The sequence below is a fragment of the Ruegeria sp. BG11 genome (assembly GCF_056538565.1).
Genome location: NZ_JBQFTH010000001.1, coordinates 640,134 through 659,647, shown reverse-complemented (window position 1 = coordinate 659,647; position 19,514 = coordinate 640,134). Strand labels below are relative to the sequence as shown.

General features: G+C 59.4%; 16 protein-coding genes. 12 read left to right on the top strand and 4 right to left on the bottom strand.

Going from position 1 to position 19,514, the window contains the following annotated elements; all coding sequences use genetic code 11:
* Positions 1-40: 40 nt before the first annotated feature.
* Together ACR0JF_RS03265 and ACR0JF_RS03260 are read right to left on the bottom strand one after the other, a co-directional pair.
* Positions 41-3,832, bottom strand: coding sequence for an efflux RND transporter permease subunit (locus tag ACR0JF_RS03265; RefSeq protein WP_170660199.1), 3,792 nt, complete (start codon positions 3,830-3,832; stop codon positions 41-43).
* The gene (locus tag ACR0JF_RS03260) at positions 3,829-5,061 is read right to left on the bottom strand and encodes an efflux RND transporter periplasmic adaptor subunit (protein WP_170660198.1); all 1,233 of its coding nucleotides are present in this window, start codon (positions 5,059-5,061) and stop codon (positions 3,829-3,831) included. Before ACR0JF_RS03260 ends, ACR0JF_RS03265 begins: the two co-directional genes overlap by 4 nt.
* A 225-nt stretch (positions 5,062-5,286) precedes the next feature.
* Here ACR0JF_RS03260 and ACR0JF_RS03255 point away from each other — a divergent pair, with 225 nt between their 5' ends.
* The 5 genes from ACR0JF_RS03255 (at position 5,287) to ACR0JF_RS03235 (ending at position 10,686) form a co-directional block, all read left to right on the top strand.
* Entirely contained in the window at positions 5,287-5,958 is a 672-nt protein-coding gene (locus ACR0JF_RS03255) for a hypothetical protein (protein WP_170466010.1), read from the top strand.
* Positions 5,959-6,000: 42 nt separating this feature from the next.
* Entirely contained in the window at positions 6,001-7,323 is a 1,323-nt protein-coding gene (locus ACR0JF_RS03250; protein WP_170660197.1) for a PQQ-like beta-propeller repeat protein, read from the top strand.
* A 48-nt stretch (positions 7,324-7,371) separates the two neighbouring features.
* Positions 7,372-8,835, top strand: coding sequence for a ribosome biogenesis GTPase Der (der, locus tag ACR0JF_RS03245; RefSeq protein ID WP_170660196.1), 1,464 nt, complete (start codon positions 7,372-7,374; stop codon positions 8,833-8,835).
* Positions 8,836-8,997: 162 nt separating this feature from the next.
* Positions 8,998-9,987, top strand: coding sequence for a fatty acid desaturase (locus tag ACR0JF_RS03240; RefSeq protein WP_170660195.1), 990 nt, complete (start codon positions 8,998-9,000; stop codon positions 9,985-9,987).
* Between the two features lie 72 nt (positions 9,988-10,059).
* Positions 10,060-10,686 carry a helix-hairpin-helix domain-containing protein gene (locus tag ACR0JF_RS03235; RefSeq protein ID WP_170660194.1) on the top strand — a complete coding sequence of 209 codons (627 nt, stop codon included), beginning with the start codon at positions 10,060-10,062 and terminating at the stop codon, positions 10,684-10,686.
* A 60-nt stretch (positions 10,687-10,746) separates the two neighbouring features.
* On the opposite strand, the gene serS is transcribed toward ACR0JF_RS03235, so the two are convergent.
* A complete protein-coding gene (serS, locus tag ACR0JF_RS03230) occupies positions 10,747-12,039 on the bottom strand; it encodes a serine--tRNA ligase (RefSeq protein WP_170660193.1) in 1,293 nt (430 codons plus the stop codon).
* Positions 12,040-12,127: 88 nt separating this feature from the next.
* Positions 12,128-13,642 carry a mechanosensitive ion channel family protein gene (locus ACR0JF_RS03225; RefSeq protein WP_480668886.1) on the bottom strand — a complete coding sequence of 505 codons (1,515 nt, stop codon included), beginning with the start codon at positions 13,640-13,642 and terminating at the stop codon, positions 12,128-12,130.
* A gap of 345 nt (positions 13,643-13,987) precedes the next feature.
* On the opposite strand from ACR0JF_RS03225, the gene yajC reads away from it, so the two are divergent.
* The 7 genes from yajC (at position 13,988) to ccmB (ending at position 19,457) form a co-directional block, all read left to right on the top strand.
* Positions 13,988-14,275 carry a preprotein translocase subunit YajC gene (gene yajC, locus ACR0JF_RS03220; RefSeq protein WP_155151194.1) on the top strand — a complete coding sequence of 96 codons (288 nt, stop codon included), beginning with the start codon at positions 13,988-13,990 and terminating at the stop codon, positions 14,273-14,275.
* A 33-nt stretch (positions 14,276-14,308) separates the two neighbouring features.
* Positions 14,309-15,970, top strand: coding sequence for a protein translocase subunit SecD (gene secD, locus ACR0JF_RS03215; protein WP_170660191.1), 1,662 nt, complete (start codon positions 14,309-14,311; stop codon positions 15,968-15,970).
* A gap of 2 nt (positions 15,971-15,972) precedes the next feature.
* Entirely contained in the window at positions 15,973-16,941 is a 969-nt protein-coding gene (gene secF / locus ACR0JF_RS03210; protein ID WP_170374075.1) for a protein translocase subunit SecF, read from the top strand.
* Positions 16,934-17,680, top strand: coding sequence for a sulfite exporter TauE/SafE family protein (locus tag ACR0JF_RS03205; protein ID WP_170660190.1), 747 nt, complete (start codon positions 16,934-16,936; stop codon positions 17,678-17,680). Before secF ends, ACR0JF_RS03205 begins: the two co-directional genes overlap by 8 nt.
* A gap of 9 nt (positions 17,681-17,689) precedes the next feature.
* Positions 17,690-18,043, top strand: a complete 354-nt coding sequence (locus ACR0JF_RS03200; RefSeq protein ID WP_170660189.1) for an Mth938-like domain-containing protein — start codon at positions 17,690-17,692, stop codon at positions 18,041-18,043.
* Positions 18,044-18,189: 146 nt separating this feature from the next.
* Complete coding sequence (gene ccmA / locus ACR0JF_RS03195; protein WP_170660188.1) at positions 18,190-18,804, top strand: heme ABC exporter ATP-binding protein CcmA; 615 nt, start codon at positions 18,190-18,192, stop codon at positions 18,802-18,804.
* Positions 18,801-19,457: a heme exporter protein CcmB gene (gene ccmB / locus ACR0JF_RS03190; RefSeq protein ID WP_170374071.1), complete on the top strand. Its 657-nt coding sequence runs from the start codon at positions 18,801-18,803 to the stop codon at positions 19,455-19,457. Before ccmA ends, ccmB begins: the two co-directional genes overlap by 4 nt.
* Positions 19,458-19,514: the final 57 nt, after the last annotated feature.

The following is a 19,514-nucleotide window of genomic DNA, read 5'->3' as shown; positions in this document are numbered from 1 at the left end:
AAACAAAAATGGCGGGCCTTTGGCTCGCCATTTTTGTTAGTTACTCGGCTGCTTTTAGCGGTGACCCGGGCGGGATGGTCGGGTGATCCTCTTCCGTCCCTGTAGCCTGCTCGGGTCGAGGCGCAGGCTGTTCGCCCCAGACGATCTCGGTCGCTTGAGCGGCCCGAGCGCTTTGGCCGATAGCCATGTCCTTCGCGATCTGGCTTGATCGGCCTGCTGTGACCCGCGCCAGAAGTTTGCCCAGCCAGATGGCATAGGTTGTCACCCAAACCCGCAGGGCCAGCATCGATGGCGTCACGATCAGGGTCAGCACGGTGGCGATGCCGAGGCCAAAGACCACAGCGGTGGCCAGCTGTTTCCACCACAGTGCTGTCGGGCTGTCGATGGTGTAGCCGCCGTTGATGAAGTCCAGCGACAGGCCAAACATCATCGGCGTCAGACCGGCCATAGTGGTCAGCGTTGTCAGCAGAACGGGGCGAATCCGAGCCTCAGCCGTACGCACGATCGCGTCGATCCGCGGCATATAGCGGCTGTACTCCTGATAGGTGTCGATGAGAACGATGTTGTTGTTCACAACAATCCCTGCCAAAGCGACGATCCCAGTACCGGTCATGATGATCGAGAAGGGTTGCTCCATCACCAGCATCCCGATCAGAACGCCGGTCGTCGACAGTACAACCGCCAGCAAAACCAGAACCGAGTTGTAAAAGCTGTTGAATTGCGCCAGCAGGATCACGAACATCAGCCCCAGGGCCGCCAGAAACGCGCTGGATAGGAAGGCCTGGCTTTCGGCCTGTTCTTCCTGATCACCGGTCCACTCCCATGTGATCGAAGGGTCGAACGGGTTGGAGTTCAACCATTCGGTCAGGACGGCAATACGTTCATTGGGATTGATCGGCGCGATGCTGGCCTCGCCATTCTCAATGGCGGTCCGCAGCTCTTCAGTTGTCTCAGCCCCGGTCAATTGCACCAGATCGTACTGCTTGCCATTGGGCGCAGTGATCGCGGCTGAGGAGGGCTCAGCCTCATCCGCAACCGCGCGCAGAACGGCCAAACGTTTTTCACCACCGTCTGGTCCAGCGACCACTGCTTTGCTGAGGCCAGCTTCGACATCGGCTTTGACGTCATAATAGCGTTCCTGATCAACACGGTTGATTTCGGCCAGTTTGGCGACCGGCTGGCGGGTGACGAAGTTGGAAAGAGGCACAAGGCCGTCCGCCGTGCGCACCTTCAGCGTGTCCAGCGTTGACAGGACACGGTCCTCTTCGGGCAGGCGGACACGGATCTCGATCTCTTCATCCGTGGTGTCGGGGCGCATTTCGCCCAGAAGGATACCGCGTGTGACCAACTGCACCATGGCCCCAACAGTGGCCACATCGGCGCCAAATCGGCCTGCTTTGGCGACGTCAACGTCGATCTGCCAGTCGATGCCGGGCAGGGGCAGGGTGTCTTCTATCTTGATCAGGCCGGGGGTCGTGTCGAAAACCTCTCGGGCGGCGACAGTAGCGGCGGTCAGAGGCTCCCATCCGTCACCCTTGATCCGCAGATGCACGGGTTTGGCCGAGGCTGGGCCTTGTTCTAGCGCCAGAATCTCCACCTCGAAACCGGGCAGCTCGGCCAGTTGGGTGTTCAGCTCTTCCAGAACATAGTCGCCATCATATTCAGGCGCGATGAAATGCCGGTCGAACAGCCCGCCCAGAATGGGTTCCGATACGTTGGGGCGGTCTTCCCATGGGATGATTTCGAACTGAACGCGTCCGACCGTGTCGGCTGGGTCTTGCGCGCCGCCATTGTTCTGCGTCAGCCCGCCTTCGCCCGCAAACGAGAAGACGTTGATCACGGCCGGGTGCGCGGCAATCACCTGTTCGGCGGCCAGCACCATGGCGTCTTTTTCCATCAACGAAAGGTTGCCCCGCGCGCGGACGTAAGCGGTCGCCTGCTCCGGTTCGCTTTCGACGAAGAACTCGACGCCTCGGTTGTTTTCGCCGAACACCGAAATCACCGTCATCACAGCCATGATAACGGCAGCAATCGAGACAATTGGCATCACCGGATTGCCCACGAGGAACTTGATGACATAGCCGAAGGGCGTGTGTTCCTTGGCCGTGTGAACCTTGGTGTCGGGTTTGCGCTCGATCCGGGCCGCGCCCAGTGTAACCGATCCGGCGAAAGCTCCGAGGATCATCAGCACGGCTCCAAGGAGTGAACCGCCACCCTCGACCAGATAGGAGGGGTTCAGCACCTGCATCGCGCCGAGGAAGACCAGATAGAAGGACGGTGGCACCAGTACGGCGCGCAGCCACCACGGCGTTCGGCCGCGCAACCAGTCAGAGGCGCGGTCGAAGATGCGGCTCAAACGACCCGAGACACCGCCCATAACCGGCAGATAAATCAGCGCCACGATCAGCGAGGCGGAGAGAACAAAGATCAGCGTGACCGGCAGCATGCCCATGAACTCACCCGGGATACCCGGCCAGAATAGCATCGGCAGGAAGGCACAGAGGGTCGTGGCCGTGGAGGAGACGATGGGCCAGAACATGCGCTGTGCCGCTTCGACATAGGCATGCATCGGGCCGACGCCCTCTTTGATGCGCTTGTCGGCATATTCGACCACAACGATCGCGCCATCCACCAGCATGCCAACGGCCAGGATCAGACCGAACATAACGATGTTCGAAATGCTGACCCCCATGACCGCAAGAAAGGCAAAGCATAGTAGGAACGAGGTCGGAATCGCAAAGCCTACCAATAGCGCTGCCCGCGACCCCAGCGAAGCCAGGACGACGATCATCACCAGCGCAATCGCCGTCAGGACCGAGCCCTCCAACTGGCTGACCATGGACCCTACGATCCGGCTTTGGTCATTCGAGGTGCCCACGTCCACCGCAGCCTGCAATTCAGCGGGCCATTTGGTTTGCGCTTCGGCGATTGTCGCTTTGACCTGCTCGACCGTGTCGATCAGGTTGAAGCCCTTGCGCTTCACCACCTGCAAAGCGACGGTTGGCACATTGTCGAACCGGGCCGTGCCCTCGCGGTCCTCAAACGTGTAGTTGATTTCGGCCAGCTCACCCAGAGTGACCACGCGGTCGCCGTTGACTTTGATCGGCAGGCCATACACGTCCTGCGCGGTTTTGAAGGACGAGGGGATCTTGACCGAAAAGGCACCTTGCGCACTGTCTACCTCGCCCGCTGCGATCAACTGGTTGTTGTTTTGTACAACCGTGATCAGCTCATTCGCGGTGACGTTGTAGGCCTCAAGACGCAATGGGTCGATGATCACCTCAAGTAGCTCATCCCGATTGCCTGCGATCCCAGCCTCAAGCACGGAGTCCAGCGCTTCGATATCGTCCTGCAGGTCCTTGGCGATGCGCGCCATGGTTCGTTCGGGCACCGCGCCGGTCAGGTTGACGATGACGATGGGGAACTCGGAGAAGTTCAGCTCGCTCAGCGAATATTGCTCGGCCCCGTCCGGGAACTCAGCCTGCGCGCTGTTCATCGCGTCGCGGACGTCTGCGGTGATCGCGGTCTTGTCCCAGCCGAATTCAAACTCAAGGAAAAGGCCTGCATAGCCTTCGGCAGCCGTGGCGGTCATCTCTTTCAGACCATCCAGATCTGCCAGCTCTGTCTCCATCGGTTTGACCAGCAGGTTTTCGGAATCCTCGGCCGAGATTCCGGGGAAGACGACCGAAACGAACAGGGCAGGTACCTCGATATCCGGCTCGCCCTCTTTCGGCAGATTGACATAGGCGAACCCGCCGATGACTAGCGAGATCAGGATGAAAGCCAGAACCATGCGGGCCCGGTCAGCGGCCCAGCTGACGATACCCGTCATTGCGTGACCTCCTGATAGGTCGGGTTCACGGTGACGCCTTTGACAACGAACTCCTGCCCCACCACGATGATGTCCGTAGTTTCAGGCAGACCGTCGATCCAGACGCCCTCTGCCGTATCGCGCAACACGCGAACCGGCATGAAATCGACCACATCCCCCGCGCCGACGGTGCGCACGCCTAGCTGCCCTTCATTGCTAAGGGTCAGGGCCGATTGCGGCAGCAGATGCGCCTTGGCCCCTTCAGCCGAGATACGGATTGTCGCCGTCTGGCCATCGCGAATGGTCAGATCTTCATTCGGTACGGTGATCTCGACCTCAAAGGTGCGGGTTGTCTCATCTGCCGAGCGGCTGAGGAAGGTCACGCGGCCTTCGACCTGACGACCGGTGACCAACTGAGCCGAAGCCAGCGCCCCGACCTGAACGCGGTTAACTTCGGTCTCGGGCACGAATCCAACAAGCTTGATCGGGTCCAGCTGGATGATCGTGGCGCAGAGCGTCCCAGGCTGCATTAAGCTGCCCAATTCGGCGGTGTCGCTTTCCAGCAGGCCTTGAAACGGGGCCTCAATCGTCAGCCGATCCATTTCACGTTGGGCGGCTTCAACCTCGGCCGCAGCGGATTCGATTCCAGCGCGGGTTGCTTCCAGCCCGGCTTCAGCCGATTTGATGCCTGCCTCGGCGCTGCTCATCGCGGCCTCGGAGGAGACGCGGCGGGTTTCCGAACCAAAGCCCGTCTCGGACAGTTTGCGGGCCGCTTTCAGGTTGATATCGGCCTCGGCCACCAAAGCATGTGCTTCTTCCAGACGCGCCTCAGCCTCGGGGATGCGGCTTTCGGCCTCAAGCTTGCCTGCCTTCGCTTCAGCTAGGCTGGCGGGGCGGGTGCCGGGATCAAGCTCACACAGCAGATCGCCCGCCTCAACAAAAGCACCGCGGCGCATAGGTTCTGAGATTACGGTCGAGGTCGTCTCGGCCAGCACTTCGACCTGACGGTTGGCTTTTGTTTGGCCGCGCAGCAGGACGGCGCTGTCAATCTCGCGCGCGACCGAGCGCAGGGCGACCACGCGCACAGCATTTTCATTGGCCAGCGAAACCACCGCCTCTTCGGTCTCTGATGGCGTGCTTTCCTCTACGTCACCTCTGCCTGCAAAGGCGAACAGCGCGTCACGCTCAAAAACAAGGAAATACAGCGCGACAATCACCAAGGCGGCATTGATGAATGAAATCAGACGCATAAAGCTGGTCTCCTTAAAAAATTCGCCGGCTTAGACCGGGGTAGTATAGTGAAAGATGGGCGTCGGCTTGTGTATTTTCTACGCTAAACTGATTAGTTCGGTTTATTTTTTTTCGCAAGGGCGCATGCAGTCAGCGGAATTGTGCAAAATCCGACCCTTGGCTTGGCCGTGGTGCCGGGGTATGACATGGCCCACCAAGACAGGATACACAGCCCGGGGGCAGGTATGAGCGATACCGACAGTTTCATTGATGAGGTCACAGAAGAGGTGCGCCGCGACCGGCTGTATCTGCTTTTGCGGCGTTGGGGCTGGGTCGGTGTTGTTGCCGTCGTGCTGATCGTCGGTGGGGCCGCCTTCAACGAATACCGCAAGGCGCGGGACACGTCGCAGGCTCAGAAGCTGGGCGATGACATTCTGGCCGCGCTGGCGGAAAACGATACGGCCGCACGCGTCGCTGGCCTTGAGCAGGTGGACGTACTGACGCCGGGTGGTGAGGCTGTGCGCAACATGCTTCTGTCGGCTTCACAGCTCGATGCTGATTCCCGGCAGGATGCAGTCGACAGTCTGAATGCTGTGGCCGTTCAGGGCGATCTGCCCGAGATTTATCGTGCCATTGCAAGCTTCAAGGCACTGCTGCTTCAATCCGACACAATGCCCGCTGCAGATCGGCGACAACAGTTCGAGGCTTTGGCCGCACCCGGCGCCCCGCTGCGCCTTCTGGCTCAAGAGCAACTGGCCCTGATAGACATCGCCGAGGGTGATACGGATGCCGCGTTGGAACGGTTGCAAGCGCTGCGTCAGGACGCAGAGGTCAGCGTGGATCTGCAACAACGCGCGGCGCAATTGATTGTTGCACTGGGCGCTGAGCCCGAGCCATTGGTCGCTCAGCAGGGCTGATCGGGCGGAACACAGGTTAATGACAGGCGAGTTCGGATTAAAATGGTAACAAGACTTTTCTCTCGCGTGGGACTGCCGATTGTGGCGCTGGCCCTGACCGCTCTGGCCGCTTGTGAAGAACCCGAACAGATTTTGCCGGGCGTGCGCGAGGATATCCGACCTGCCTCAGACCTTGAAACGGTTGCCAAAAGCGGTTCGCAACCCATTAGCCTGCCATCGCAGAGCGCAAATGCAAGCTGGCCTCAAAGCCCCGGCACGCCGGCCTTCCGGACGTCCAATGCTTCGCTCCGTGCGACACCTCAACGTATTTGGTCGGCCTCTATCGGGGATGGCGATTCCCGTAAGCAACGGATTACGGCCGACCCAGTTGTTGCGGGGGGGCTGGTCTATACGCTTGACGCAGGGGCGACGGTTTCGGCGGTGACACCGCAGGGACAGGTCGCCTGGAGCACCAATCTGATTCCAGCAACCGACGGAGACGCGGATGCCACGGGCGGTGGAATGGCCTATTCGGGGGGCGTTCTCTATGTCTCCTCCGGTTTTGGCCGTCTGACGGCGTTGGATGCAAAGACCGGTGCGATCCGGTGGCAGAAGCGCTTGAACGCAACTGGCAGTGGCTCGCCTTTGGTGAGTAACGGGCTGCTGTACCTCGTTGCTGGGGATGAGACCGGTTGGACCGTCGACACAAAGGATGGCCGCATCCAATGGCAGATTGAGGGTACCCCTAGCGTCGGCAACGTTCTGGGGGCACCTGCGCCGGTTGTGACCTCGGACCTAGCTGTCTTTGCCTTTGGTTCAGGTGATATCGCCGCGACGTTCAAGCGGGGCGGGATCAGCCGGTGGAATGCCTCGGTGGCGGGGGGGCGCCGTGGACGCGCGACTGCGCGGATCGTCGACGTGACAGGTAGCCCAATGGTAGTGGGCGACACCGTCTTCATCGGTAACCACTCTGGCCGTACCGTTGCTTTTGACGCGGGAACAGGTGAGCGTCGCTGGACTGCAGATGAAGGCGCGGTTGATACCGTCTGGCCCGCAGGCAACAGCATCTTCCTGATCAGCGACCGCAGCCAGCTGGTGCGTTTGAACAGCGCCGATGGTTCGGTGATCTGGGCGCAGGACCTACCGGGCTTTGTAAAGGACAAGCCAAACCGTCGCGGTCCGATCGTGGCCCATTATGGCCCGATCCTGGCCGGAGGGCGCATTGTGATCGCTTCGAATGACGGGTTCCTGCGGTTCTTCAACCCGGTGAACGGGGCGCTTTTGCATCAGGTCGAAGTCCCCGGAGGCGCGACCACCGCGCCCGTCGTCGCCGGACAAACACTGTATGTCGTGTCGACCAAAGGTGATCTACACGCTTTCCGTTGACCAAAAGATGCGCTAAAGGGCGCGTCTGAGTCTTGAAAGTTGAGTATCATGTCGCTGACCCTCGCCATCGTGGGCCGCCCGAACGTGGGCAAATCCACATTGTTCAACCGCCTCGTGGGCAAACGTCTGGCCTTGGTCGACGACCAGCCCGGCGTGACGCGCGACCTGCGCGAAGGTGAAGGACGGCTGGGCGATCTGCGGTTCACCGTGATCGACACGGCAGGTCTTGAGGACGCGACCGACGACAGCCTTCAGGGTCGCATGCGCCGCCTGACCGAGCGCGCTGTGGATATGGCCGATGTCTGCCTGTTCATGATCGACGCGCGCACCGGCCTGACTCCGACCGACGAGATGTTTGCCGAGATCCTGCGCAAACGCTCCAAACACGTGATTTTGGCTGCCAACAAGGCCGAAGGGTCGGCTGCTGATGCCGGTGTTCTTGAAGCCTATAACCTTGGCCTTGGCGAACCAGTGCGCCTTTCCGGCGAGCATGGCGAGGGGATGACCGACCTTTACGCCCAGCTGATGCCTCTGGCAGATGCGGCTGAGGAAGAGGCCGAAGACGACGCTCCCGTGGTCGAGATTGAGCTGGATGAGGATGGAGAGGGGGAAACCCCTCTAATCACCGCAGCGAAGCCGTTGCAGGTTGCCGTCGTAGGCCGCCCGAATGCAGGTAAATCCACCCTGATCAATAAAATCATGGGTGAAGACCGCCTTCTGACCGGTCCCGAAGCCGGGATCACCCGTGACGCGATCAGTCTTCGGGTCGATTGGGCCGATCCGGATGGCGAAAGCACTCCGATGCGGATTTTCGACACTGCGGGCATGCGCAAAAAGGCCAAGGTTCAAGAGAAGCTCGAAAAGCTCTCGGTCTCTGATGGACTGCGTGCGGTGAAATTCGCCGAAGTGGTTGTCGTCCTGCTGGATGCGGCCATTCCGTTCGAGCAGCAAGACCTTCGCATTGCCGATCTGGCCGAGCGAGAAGGCCGTGCGGTCGTGGTCGCCGTCAATAAATGGGACGTTGAGGAAAACAAGCAGGAGAAGCTGCGTGAACTCAAAGAGTCCTTCGACCGACTGCTGCCGCAACTGCGGGGCGCACCTCTGATCACCGTGTCAGCCAAAACGGGCCGGGGGCTGGAACGTTTGCGCGCCGCCATCTTGCGTGCGCATGATATCTGGAACCGCCGGGTACCCACCGCCGCGCTGAACCGCTGGCTGAACGCCATGCTCGAGCAGCACCCGCCGCCAGCCCCGCAAGGCCGCCGCATCAAGCTGCGCTACATGACCCAGGCAAAAACGCGGCCGCCGGGCTTTGTCGTTATGTGCTCGCATCCCGACAAGATGCCGGCCAGCTATTCTCGCTATCTGGTCAACGGCCTGCGTGAGGATTTTGACATGCCCGGCACGCCGATCCGCCTGACGTTGCGCGGGCAAGGCGACAAGAACCCTTACAAAGGGCGGCGCAAGAAAAACGCCGGTGCCTTGGCTAAACACCTCAAGGGACGCGCGTAACTGCGCCAATTTCAAGCATTTTCAGCGCAAGGGCGTGACAGCGCCGTTTCTGCACGCTAGCATTCAGGAGCGTGCATTTGTTTCCTGTGCGCGGCCCGTCCTGCGGCGGGTCTGAATTCCTTTTGCTTCTCATTTAACCGGGCCATCGTGGGAGAGGGCTTGATGAATCTAAGAGACTACACGCGGCAATACGCGGTTCAGGACAACAGGCTTGCAGCCCTGAGCTATTTCGGAACCTTCGCCGTCTATTTTGCCTCGCTGGCCCTGGCGATCGTGAACGTGGACCATTGGTATGTCATGGTTCCAGCTGGGATTATTTTCGCGTTTTCCGCAGTGCGACTTTACGTGCTGCAACATGACTGTGGCCATCATTCCCTGTTCGAAACGCGCCAGCAGAATGAATGGGCCGGGCATGGCCTGTCGCCTTTCACCTTTGCCCCTTTTGAGGTGATGAAGCAGAACCACAATCTGCATCATGCGGGGATCGGCAACCTCGAGCATCGGGAGACCGGTGAAATCCACACCATGACCCTGCGGGAATGGAACGAGGCGGACTGGCTCAAACGTCTTGTCTATCGCCTGTACCGCAACCCGTTCATTCTGGTGCCGGTGGGCGCTCTGTTCACCTATTTCATTCGCTACCGTTGGCCCAAAAACACCGTACGGTTTGGCGTGAAGGGCGTTGTTCTGCACAACCTCTCGATCGTCGTTTTTCTCGGGCTGCTCTACCTGATCGCCGGGACGACCGGTATTCTGGTCTGGCTTGTGTTTTCCTTGTTGGGTGGGATGCTGGGCGTATTCCTCGTCTACCTGCAGCACAATTTCGAGGACACGTATTGGGATCGTCGCCCGGAGCTGGATCCGCAGATCGCGGCGCTTCAGGGCTCGTCAGCGCTGGATTTCGGTTGGTGGTTCGACAATGCGGTGGCCTGTATCACCTTGCACGACATTCACCATTTCAACGCTCGCATCCCGTCCTACCGGTTGCGCGAGTGCCACTATAACCTGCCGCCCGAATTCACGCCGCGTCGGATCAAGTTCCCCGAAGCCGTGGCAGCGTTGAACCTGAAACTATGGGACGAAGACGCCAAGCGGCTGGTGCCTTTTCCAAAAAAAGGGCAGACTGCTGACTTGGCCCATGGATCGTCATAAGCGCAGGGCCGCTTGAGGAGCGTATATCCTGTGTATATACAGGTGACCAGGGAGACAGAGAAAGGACCCAGAATGACCGCATTGACCGAGATAAAAGGCGTTGGCGATACGCTCGCCAAAGGTTTGGCGGATAACGGTTTCAAGACCGCCGAAGCCGTTGCGAAAGCGAAACCGGAAGATCTGGTCAAGGTCCCGCGTGTCGGTGCGGCGCGCGCAGCCGTCCTGATTGCCGCAGCAAAAGAGGCGAGCACTGCGAAACCGGCGGCTGCCAAACCAGCCCCGCGTCGCGCAGCCGCTCGCAAACCTGCTGCCCGCAAGCCCGCTGCGCGTAAACCAGCGGCTCGACGCCCCGCTGCACGCAAGACAGTTGTCGCCGCTGCTGCCGAGAGGCGCGCCGCCGAAGCCGCGCGCAAAGCGGCCGAGGAAAAAGCCGCTGCAGAAGCCGCAGAGGCGAAGGCCAAGAAGAAAGCCAAGGCAAAAGCCAAGGCTGAAAAAGCTGCGAAAAAGCGGGCCGAGATGGAGGCCGCGTTCTCAAAGGCCAAGGACAAGGTGAAGGCCAAGTCCAAGAAGGGGAAGAAATCCAAGAAGGACGACAAGTCCAAGAAGGCCGACAAGAAGAAAGATGCGGGCAAAAAGGACGCCAAGAAGTCGGACAAAAAATCTGACAAGAAGAAGGATAAGAAAAAGGCAAAGAAGTAACCCTTCCTCGCCCTTTCAAGTGTTTCGAACCGGCACCGCGCAACGCGGAGGCCGGTTTTCTTATGCCAGCGTTCCGTCCAGTTGCAGCGTCAGCTTGCCACCCAGATAGGGGGCAAGGACATCGGGCAGGGTGACCGTGCCGTCTGCGTTCTGACCGTTTTCTAGAACGGCGATCAGGCAGCGACCCACCGCAAGGCCAGAGCCGTTCAGCGTGTGGACATATTCTGGCTTGCCACCGCCTTCGGGCCGGAAACGCGCATTCATGCGTCGGGCCTGGAAATCACCACAGGTCGAGACCGAGCTGATCTCGCGATAGGTGTCCTGACCGGGAAGCCATGCCTCGATGTCAAAGGTACGGCGGGCGCCAAAGCCCATGTCGCCGGTACACAGGATAACGGTGCGATACGGCACGCCCAGCTTTTCCAGAATGCCCTCGGCGCAGCGCACCATGCGTTTTTGTTCGTCATCCGAGGTCTCGGGATGGGTGATCGAGACCATCTCGACCTTTTCGAACTGGTGCTGACGCAGCATTCCGCGGGTGTCTTTGCCCGCCGAACCGGCCTCGGACCGGAAGCAGAGCGAATGCGCGGTATAACGGCGGGGCAGGTAGCTTTCCTCGATCATCGTGTCGTTGACGATGTTGGTCAGCGAAACCTCGGAGGTCGGGATCAACCACCAGCCTTCGCGGGTCTGATAGCTGTCCTCGCCGAATTTTGGCAGCTGGCCGGTGCCCTGCATCATCTCGGACAGAACCAGAACCGGGCCGTTGACCTCGGTCAGTCCGTTTTCGTTGATATGCGTGTCCAGCATGAACTGGGCCAGTGCGCGGTGGATACGCGCAACGCCGCCGGACAGCAGCACAAAGCGCGAGCCAGAGAGTTTCGCGGCGGTTTCGAAATCCATACCGTTTTGAACGGCCTCAATCTCAAAATGCTCTTTTGGGGCAAAGTCCATTTCGCGCGGGGTACCCCAACGGCTCACCTCGACATTGTCGTTCTCGTCGGCGCCCTCTGGCACATCGTCGGCGGGTAGGTTGGCAATACGGATCAGTTGGTCTGTCAGCAGAGCGTCCAGATCCTTGGCCTCGGTCTGCATCCGGGCGATTTCGGCCTTCTTTTCGGCGACCAGCGCGCGCAGACTTTCAAACTCGGCCTCATCACCGCGGGCTTTGGCTGCGCCGACCTCTTTGCTGGCCTTGTTCTGTTCGGCCTGCGCCGTTTCAGCAGCCAAAATCTTGGCGCGGCGGCTTTCGTCCAGCCTCAGCAGGTCTGACGACACCGGCGCGTCCCCACGGCGCGCGAGTGCGGCGTCGAAAGCAGCTGGGTTTTCGCGAATGGCGCGGATGTCGTGCATAGTTCAGATCCTTGAATGCAGTGAATCACTGCGACTGCTTATGCACCATATATCTCGGAGGGTGTAGCGCTGGTTAACCAAACTGCGCCTAACTGTCCGGCTCCTCATCGTGATGAGCCAGATGTCCGTCCCATTCCCCGGTCGGGATCTTTGGTTCGGGCGGATCAGCGATATAGGAGGGGGTCATGATCTGCACGTTATTCTCGTTGAAAACGGCCACAATATTGCGATGTAGATCTGACCGGATCTTGGGAATAATACTGCCTCGGGTCGTGTATCCGTTGATCTGGTAGTTGATCGCGTAGTCGGCCAGCGCGGTCCACAGGACAAAGGGTTCAGGCTTGGACTTGATCCCTTTGGTGCGATTGGCGGCCTCGATCAGCATTGCCTCGATCTTTTCGGGTGGCTCTTCATAGCCGATGCCAACGGTTGTGTGCAGCAATAGCCCGCTGCCATCTGTTTTCTTCGAGAAATTCACCACGTCCGAATTCATCAGCTGCGCGTTGGGGATTGAGATCAGCTCGTTCTTGATGGATTTCAGATGGGTTTCCATCAGCTTGATCTGCACCACGTCGCCAATGTGATCCCCAATCTGAATACGGTCCCCGATCGAGGTCGAGCGGCGATAGATCACGAAGAGACCGGCCAGCATGTTAGACACGACCGAGTTCGCGCCCAACGACAGCATCGCACCGACCAGAATGGTCAGGCCCTGAAATGCCGCCGAATCCGAGCCTGGAATGTAGGGCACGGCAAAGACCAGCGCGATCAGTATCACGACCACTCGGGCAATGTTGAAGGTCGGGTTAACCCAATGCTTCTCAAAATCGCCCATATCGAACGATCCCGCTTCGACCGCGTCGAAGAAGACCCGCATGCCCTTGATAATATACAAAGTTACCCAGGCGATCAGGCCAAGCATGATCATGTTTGGGATATAGCTGAGGATGCCTTTGAAGATAAGGAGGACCGGCTCGGTCAGATAGGTCAGCAGCAATTGCGCGAAATACCGGGTTTCGGCAAAGGCCAGTAAGACGAACGACAGGTAGTAGTAGAAACCCAGGAAGAAAATCACCAAAAGAACGAAATTTAGACCGTAGCGCACCAAGGCTGCAATGGCCTCAGCTTGAACGCTCTTGGCAGTGGCGGTTTCCACGTCCTTCAGGTAGCGCTTCACGAATCTCAGTGTCCGCCGCCGGATTCTGCGGTGCAGCCACAAGATCACCACGATAAAGACAACGAAGCCCAAGGTCCAAGCTGCGGCTTCGATAGCGCCTGAAACCCGCGCCTGTTCAGTTCGGTTCAAACGGTAGGCTTCAATAGCCTGTTTGATTGCATTGCCGTGCAGAACGCTGACAACGCTGAGTTCCATCTGGTCCAATTCTGCATCGGCTTCGGTGACGATCGAAACCCGTTCACCATCAACCAGAACCCAGGTGCCGAATTCGGTTTCCTCAAAGCTGATCGTAACCTCGGACGCGTCCGACGCTTCGGCGATTTCTATGATCTTGTCTTGAACTTCTTCGGCACGCTCGGGGGCGGGTAGTGCGCTTGAGCCTCGAACCTGAAACAGAACGTCCCCGTCTATTATCACTGGGGCCATAAAAGTTTCTGATTCTGCAGCTTCTGGTGCAGGCGCATCGGTCGGTGACTCTTGTGCCTCGACAGGTTGGCATAGCCAAAGGGCCGTCGCCATTGCAGTCAGCAAATAACGTAGCAAATGGAAGGGTTTGAATTGCCGTGCCATGTGTCCCCCTTGTTTGGAACTATACCCGGTTTAAACAGTGTTCCTAGGACATATCTGCAACGTTTTGACGGTTCTTATGGTGGCAGGTGTGCGTTCAGGTGGGTCACGCTGCCGCCATTGCTTGCAAACACGCATATCAGCGCATAGGTTCCCGCCAAATTTGCGGAACGGTGCCGCAGGTCAAAGAAAAAGGAATATCCCATGGAAGGTGGCGCAATCGCCCAGTTTCTCCCGCTGATCCTGATCTTCGCGATCATGTATTTCCTGCTGATCCGTCCGCAGCAAAAGAAGATGAAAGAACACCAGGCCATGGTCGAAGCCGTGCGCCGTGGCGATCAGGTCGTCACACAGGGTGGTCTGATCGGCAAGGTGTCGAAGGTCAAGGAAGGCGACAACGAGATCGAGGTCGAGATCGCCGAGGGCGTTAAGGTTCGTGTGGTCAAGTCAACCATCGCTCAGGTTCTGAACAAGACCGAACCTGCGAAGTAACTTCGCCTTACAATTCCTTGAAAAGGCAGGGTTATGCTGCAAATTGATACCTGGAAGCGGGTTCTGATCTGGCTGGTCTGTGTGACCGGCCTGCTCTTGGCTCTGCCGAATGCGTTCTACACCCGGGTCGAACAATCCAACGACGCCAAAGCCGCGATTGAGCTTGGCGCGGATACGCCCGAAAATCAGGCCGTGGCGGCGCAGTGGCCGAACTGGCTGCCGTCCTCCTTGGTCAATCTGGGCCTCGATCTGCGGGGCGGTGCGCATCTGCTGGCCGAGGTCAAGGTCGAGGATGTCTACGAATCCCGGATGGAGGCGATGTGGCCTGAAATCCGCGACGCCCTGCGGGATGAGCGTTCCACCGTTGGCACGATCCGCCGTCAGGACTCGGACCCCGATCAGATTCGCGTCCGCATCAGCCAGCCCGAGGGGATGTCTCGTGCGCTCGAAACCGTTCGTGGTCTGGCCCGTCAGGTTCAGACGCTGACAGGTGTCGGTGCGACCGATATCGAAGCTTTTGCCGATGGCGATACAATCGTTGTGCAGCTCTCCGAGGCGGAGAAGCTGGCCTCGGATGATCGCACCGTGCGCCAATCGCTTGAGATTGTGCGACGCAGGATTGACGAAGTTGGTACGCGTGAACCTACCATTCAGCGACAGGGTGCAGACCGCATCCTGATTCAGGTCCCCGGCATCGGCAGTGCAGGCGAGTTGAAAGAGATCATCGGCACCACGGCGCAGCTGACGTTCAACCCGGTTGTCGGTCGCGGCACGGACCCGGATGCCGCTGCAGGTATCGGTGAAGAAGTTGTGCCGTCGATTGACGAAAGCGGGGTGTACTACACGCTTGAATCCTCTCCGGTCGTGACTGGGGAGGAACTGGTTGATGCGCAACCCTCGTTCGATCAGAACGGCCGTCCCGCGGTCAGCTTCCGGTTCAACACGTCGGGCGCGCGGAAATTCGGTGACTATACGCTGGAAAATATCGGCGCGCCGTTCGCGATCGTGCTGGATGATGAGGTGATCTCGGCCCCTGTGATCCAAAGCCACATTCCCGGCGGCTCAGGCATCATCACCGGCAACTTCACAGTCGAGGAAAGCACCAATCTTGCCATCTTGCTTCGGGCAGGGGCCTTGCCTGCCGAGCTGGAGTTCCTCGAAGAACGCACCATCGGCCCCGAATTGGGTCAGGACAGCATCGACGCCGGTAAAGTCGCCACTATGGTAGCCTTTGCCGCGGTGCTGGTTTTCATGGCGCTCAGCTACGGTTTGTTTGGCCTTTTCGCCAACATTGCCTTGATCATCAACGTGGGCCTCTTGTTCGGTCTGCTGTCGCTGATCGGCGCGACGCTGACGCTGCCGGGTATCGCGGGTATCGTTCTTACGGTCGGTATGGCTGTGGACGCCAACGTGCTGATTTTCGAACGTATCCGAGAGGAACTGAAATCTGCCAAAGGTCCCGCGCGTGCTATTGAGCTGGGCTATGAAAAGGCTCTGTCGGCCATCGCGGATGCCAACGTGACCACCTTCATCACGGCGGTGATCCTGTTTGCCATGGGCAGCGGCCCCGTGCGCGGATTCGCCATCACTCTGGGCCTGGGTATCCTGACCTCGGTCTTCACCGCGATCTTCGTGACGCGCCTGATGGTCGTCATGTGGTTCGAACGCCGCCGTCCGAAAACGATCGAGGTTTGATCATGAGACTGAAACTCGTACCCCAAAGCACCTCGTTCGATTTCTTCAGCCGCTGGAAGCTCTGGCTCGGCATTTCGGCCCTGATGATGGTTGTGGCCTTCGCCTCATTCATGTTGCAGGGCCTCAACTTCGGTATCGACTTCCGTGGTGGCACAACGATCCGTACCGAAAGCACCCAGCCGATTGACGTGGGTGTCTATCGCGACGCAATTGCACCTCTCGAACTGGGCGACGTCTCAATCACCGAGATTTTCGACCCGACCTTCGGACCAGAAGACAACGTCGCAATGATCCGTATTCAGGCGCAGGCAGATGCAGAAGCTGTCGAAGCCTCGACCATCACAGCTGTTGAGGGCGCGTTGCAGGCCGTGATCCCCGATATCCAATTCGTATCGGTGGAGTCGGTTGGCCCCAAAGTCTCGGGCGAGTTGATCCAGACAGCCGTGATCGCCATCGTTTTGGCCATCGGAGCGGTGCTCGTCTATATCTGGCTGCGGTTCGAATGGCAGTTCGCTCTTGGCGCGGTCGCGGCGCTTGTGCATGACGTGATCCTGACAATCGGCATCTTCTCGGAGCTTCAAATCCGCTTCGATCTGGCCATCATCGCGGCGCTTCTGACCATCGTGGGATACTCACTGAACGACACTGTGGTCGTGTTTGACCGCGTGCGTGAGAACCTGCGGAAGTACAAGAAGAAAGACCTCAAAGAGGTGCTCAACATCTCGATCAACGAAACCCTCAGCCGGACGGTGATGACGTCGGTCACGACCCTTCTGGCGCTGATCTCGCTCTATGTGCTTGGCGGGGACGTGATCCGAGGCTTTGTCTTCGCGATGATCTGGGGTGTGATCGTAGGGACCTATTCGTCAGTCTTCGTGGCCTCGACCATCCTGTTGTGGCTGGGTGTCAAGCGTGACTGGTCCAAGCCGTCCAATAACGCGGGCAACCAGTTTGCCAACGTAGATGCCTGAGATCTTCGGCCAGTCCCCACAGGGTCTGGCCGTTGTCTTATTTGCAGCCTTTCTTGGGGGCGTCGTTCGCGGTTTCTCGGGGTTTGGCACCGCTTTGGTTTTCCTGCCTATCGCCACCCCATATCTCGGCCCGTTCGAAGCGCTGATCGGCCTAACCATCATGGACATCTTTGGCCCCCTGCCGAATCTGCGTCGGGCATGGAGCGCCGTGAACAAGGGCGATCTGGCACGTCTTCTGCTCGGCTGCGCACTGGTCCTGCCGCTAGGGCTGTGGGTGCTGACGCAAGTCGCGCCCGAGGTTTTCCGCTATGCGGTCAGCGGTCTGGCCCTTGCGATGCTGGCCATTCTGATCCTCGGTCTGCGTTATCACGGTCATGTCAGCCGCATGATGGTCACAGGCATTGGCGGAGCCGCCGGGTTCCTTGGTGGCGTAGCCGGGCTCCCTGGTCCGGCCGTCATCCTGTTCTACATGTCGCGCCCACTGCCGGTGGATGTCATTCGCGCAACGATCCTGTTGTTTCTGTTCGGGTTCGACTTCCTGCTTCTCGGCTACCTTACGGGCATGGCGCAGGTCACCCTCGCCGCTGCCGGGCTGGGGCTTCTTCTGGCGATACCCAACCTGCTAGGCAATTGGCTGGGCGGGTGGCTTTTCCGACCAGACCGAGAACGCCTCTACAGCGCGGCCGCCTATCTGGCGATTGCACTGGCGGCCTTGTCCGGCCTGCCGCTTTGGGGGTAAACACAGCGCATGCGATTGAATGAGATCAACTACACCAACGCCGAACCGGTCGATGGATACGGCCCCGGCTTTTTCCGGATCGGAGGGCGCGTTCATCAAGGCGCAGTGCTGACTGGCCCGAAGGGAACGCAGGCGTGGGGCGGATACTCAGACGACGCGCCACTGCGCGAACTGTCCGAGGTCGTCGATGTCCTGTTCATAGGAACCGGAGCAGAGCTTGCCCACATCCCGCCCGAGCTGCGCCAAACTCTCGAGTCCGCTGGGATCGGCGTAGAGATCATGAACTCACCGGCCGCCTGCCGCACCTACAACGTCCTTCTGTCAGAAGGTCGCCGCATCGCGCTCGCTCTTATCCCGGTCTGACGGGATCCCCTTCATCTGGCCAAAAATATCCCGGGGAGCGCGAGGGGCAGCGCCCCTCGCATCCGAACCCATCCAAGCGCACTGCCCTAGCTCCCTGCGTCAAATCCAACCTTTTGCCTGCGTCCCCAATCGGATAAGCGAGTCTCATGACACTAACCGTTTCCGATCTGACCATCACCCGCGGTGGCGTGCCCGTGCTCGAGGGGTTGAGCTTTAAACTCACGCCTGGTCAGGCGCTCATTTTGCGTGGGCCAAACGGAATCGGAAAAACAACGCTGCTGCGCACTCTGGCAGGGCTACAACCTGCTTTGGCGGGACAGATCGAAGGTGCCGAGGACCAGATCGCCTACGCCTCACATTCCGATGGTTTGAAACCAACCCTAACAGTGGTCGAAAATCTGGCCTTCTGGGCGTCGGTTTTTGGTACCCATGACATCCAGCCGGCTCTGGACGCCTTTGCGCTGAATGACCTTTCCGATCGCCATGCGGGCAACCTGTCGGCTGGGCAAAAGCGCAGGCTAGGCCTTGCACGGATGCTGGTCACGGGGCGGCCGATCTGGATGCTGGACGAACCAACCGTCTCGCTCGACAAAAACGCCGTTCAGATGTTCGCCGGCGCCGTACGTGGGCATCTGGGGCAGGGTGGCTCGGCCCTGATTGCAACCCATATCGACCTCGGCCTCGACGGAGAGGTTCTGGACGTCGGCCCATACAAAGCCAAACCGCAACCCATCGATGACTTTGACGGAGGCTTCCTGTGATCGCCCTGTTGCTGCGCGACCTGAAGCTGGCCTTCCGCGCAGGCGGAGGCTTTGGTCTCGGCCTGGCCTTCTTCCTGATCGTGACTGTTCTGGTGCCTTTTGCCGTAGGCCCCCAATCGTCGCTGCTATCGACCATCGCGCCGGGAATTCTGTGGCTGGGCGCGTTGTTGGCCTGCCTGCTGTCCCTCGACCGCCTTCTGGCTCTGGATTGGGAGGACGGATCGCTGGACCTTTTGGCCACCGCTCCTCTGCCGCTAGAGGCCGTCGTCTCGATCAAAGCGCTGGCGCATTGGATCACGACCGGTTTACCTCTGGTTCTTGCGGCACCGTTTTTGGGCGTCTTGCTGAACCTTCCCACGCCGGGGTTCTTCTGGCTGGTGATCTCGCTCCTGCTCGGCACGCCCGCCATGAGCGTCATCGGCACATTCGGCGCAGCCCTGACCGTCGGCCTGAAACGCGGTGGCCTGCTGTTGTCACTGCTGGTTCTACCGCTATACGTCCCAACCCTGATCTTCGGCGCAGAAGTCGCCCGCCGGGGTGCCGCCGGGATGGAGACCCAAACCCCACTTCTGATGCTGGCGGGGATCACGATGGCCACGATCGCTCTGCTTCCATTTGCCAGCGCAGCGGTCCTGCGCATCAATCTGCGGTGAAGCGCCACAACTTTGAGCAAGGTCAATTGAGAATGAACCCGAGTCAGACTAAATAAC

What these genes read in the sequence shown, in the direction of transcription:
- ACR0JF_RS03205 (WP_170660190.1), top strand. Translation starts at nt 16,934, where the DNA reads ATGCCTGAGATCTTCGGCCAGTCCCCACAGGGTCTGGCCGTTGTCTTA.
- ACR0JF_RS03200 (WP_170660189.1), top strand. Translation starts at nt 17,690, where the DNA reads ATGCGATTGAATGAGATCAACTACACCAACGCCGAACCGGTCGATGGA.
- ccmA (WP_170660188.1), top strand. Translation starts at nt 18,190, where the DNA reads ATGACACTAACCGTTTCCGATCTGACCATCACCCGCGGTGGCGTGCCC.
- yajC (WP_155151194.1), top strand. Translation starts at nt 13,988, where the DNA reads ATGGAAGGTGGCGCAATCGCCCAGTTTCTCCCGCTGATCCTGATCTTC.
- ACR0JF_RS03250 (WP_170660197.1), top strand. Translation starts at nt 6,001, where the DNA reads ATGGTAACAAGACTTTTCTCTCGCGTGGGACTGCCGATTGTGGCGCTG.
- secF (WP_170374075.1), top strand. Translation starts at nt 15,973, where the DNA reads ATGAGACTGAAACTCGTACCCCAAAGCACCTCGTTCGATTTCTTCAGC.
- ACR0JF_RS03235 (WP_170660194.1), top strand. Translation starts at nt 10,060, where the DNA reads ATGACCGCATTGACCGAGATAAAAGGCGTTGGCGATACGCTCGCCAAA.
- ACR0JF_RS03240 (WP_170660195.1), top strand. Translation starts at nt 8,998, where the DNA reads ATGAATCTAAGAGACTACACGCGGCAATACGCGGTTCAGGACAACAGG.
- secD (WP_170660191.1), top strand. Translation starts at nt 14,309, where the DNA reads ATGCTGCAAATTGATACCTGGAAGCGGGTTCTGATCTGGCTGGTCTGT.
- ACR0JF_RS03255 (WP_170466010.1), top strand. Translation starts at nt 5,287, where the DNA reads ATGAGCGATACCGACAGTTTCATTGATGAGGTCACAGAAGAGGTGCGC.
- serS (WP_170660193.1), bottom strand. Translation starts at nt 12,039, where the DNA reads ATGCACGACATCCGCGCCATTCGCGAAAACCCAGCTGCTTTCGACGCC.
- ACR0JF_RS03265 (WP_170660199.1), bottom strand. Translation starts at nt 3,832, where the DNA reads ATGACGGGTATCGTCAGCTGGGCCGCTGACCGGGCCCGCATGGTTCTG.
- ACR0JF_RS03260 (WP_170660198.1), bottom strand. Translation starts at nt 5,061, where the DNA reads ATGCGTCTGATTTCATTCATCAATGCCGCCTTGGTGATTGTCGCGCTG.
- der (WP_170660196.1), top strand. Translation starts at nt 7,372, where the DNA reads ATGTCGCTGACCCTCGCCATCGTGGGCCGCCCGAACGTGGGCAAATCC.
- ACR0JF_RS03225 (WP_480668886.1), bottom strand. Translation starts at nt 13,642, where the DNA reads ATGGCCCCAGTGATAATAGACGGGGACGTTCTGTTTCAGGTTCGAGGC.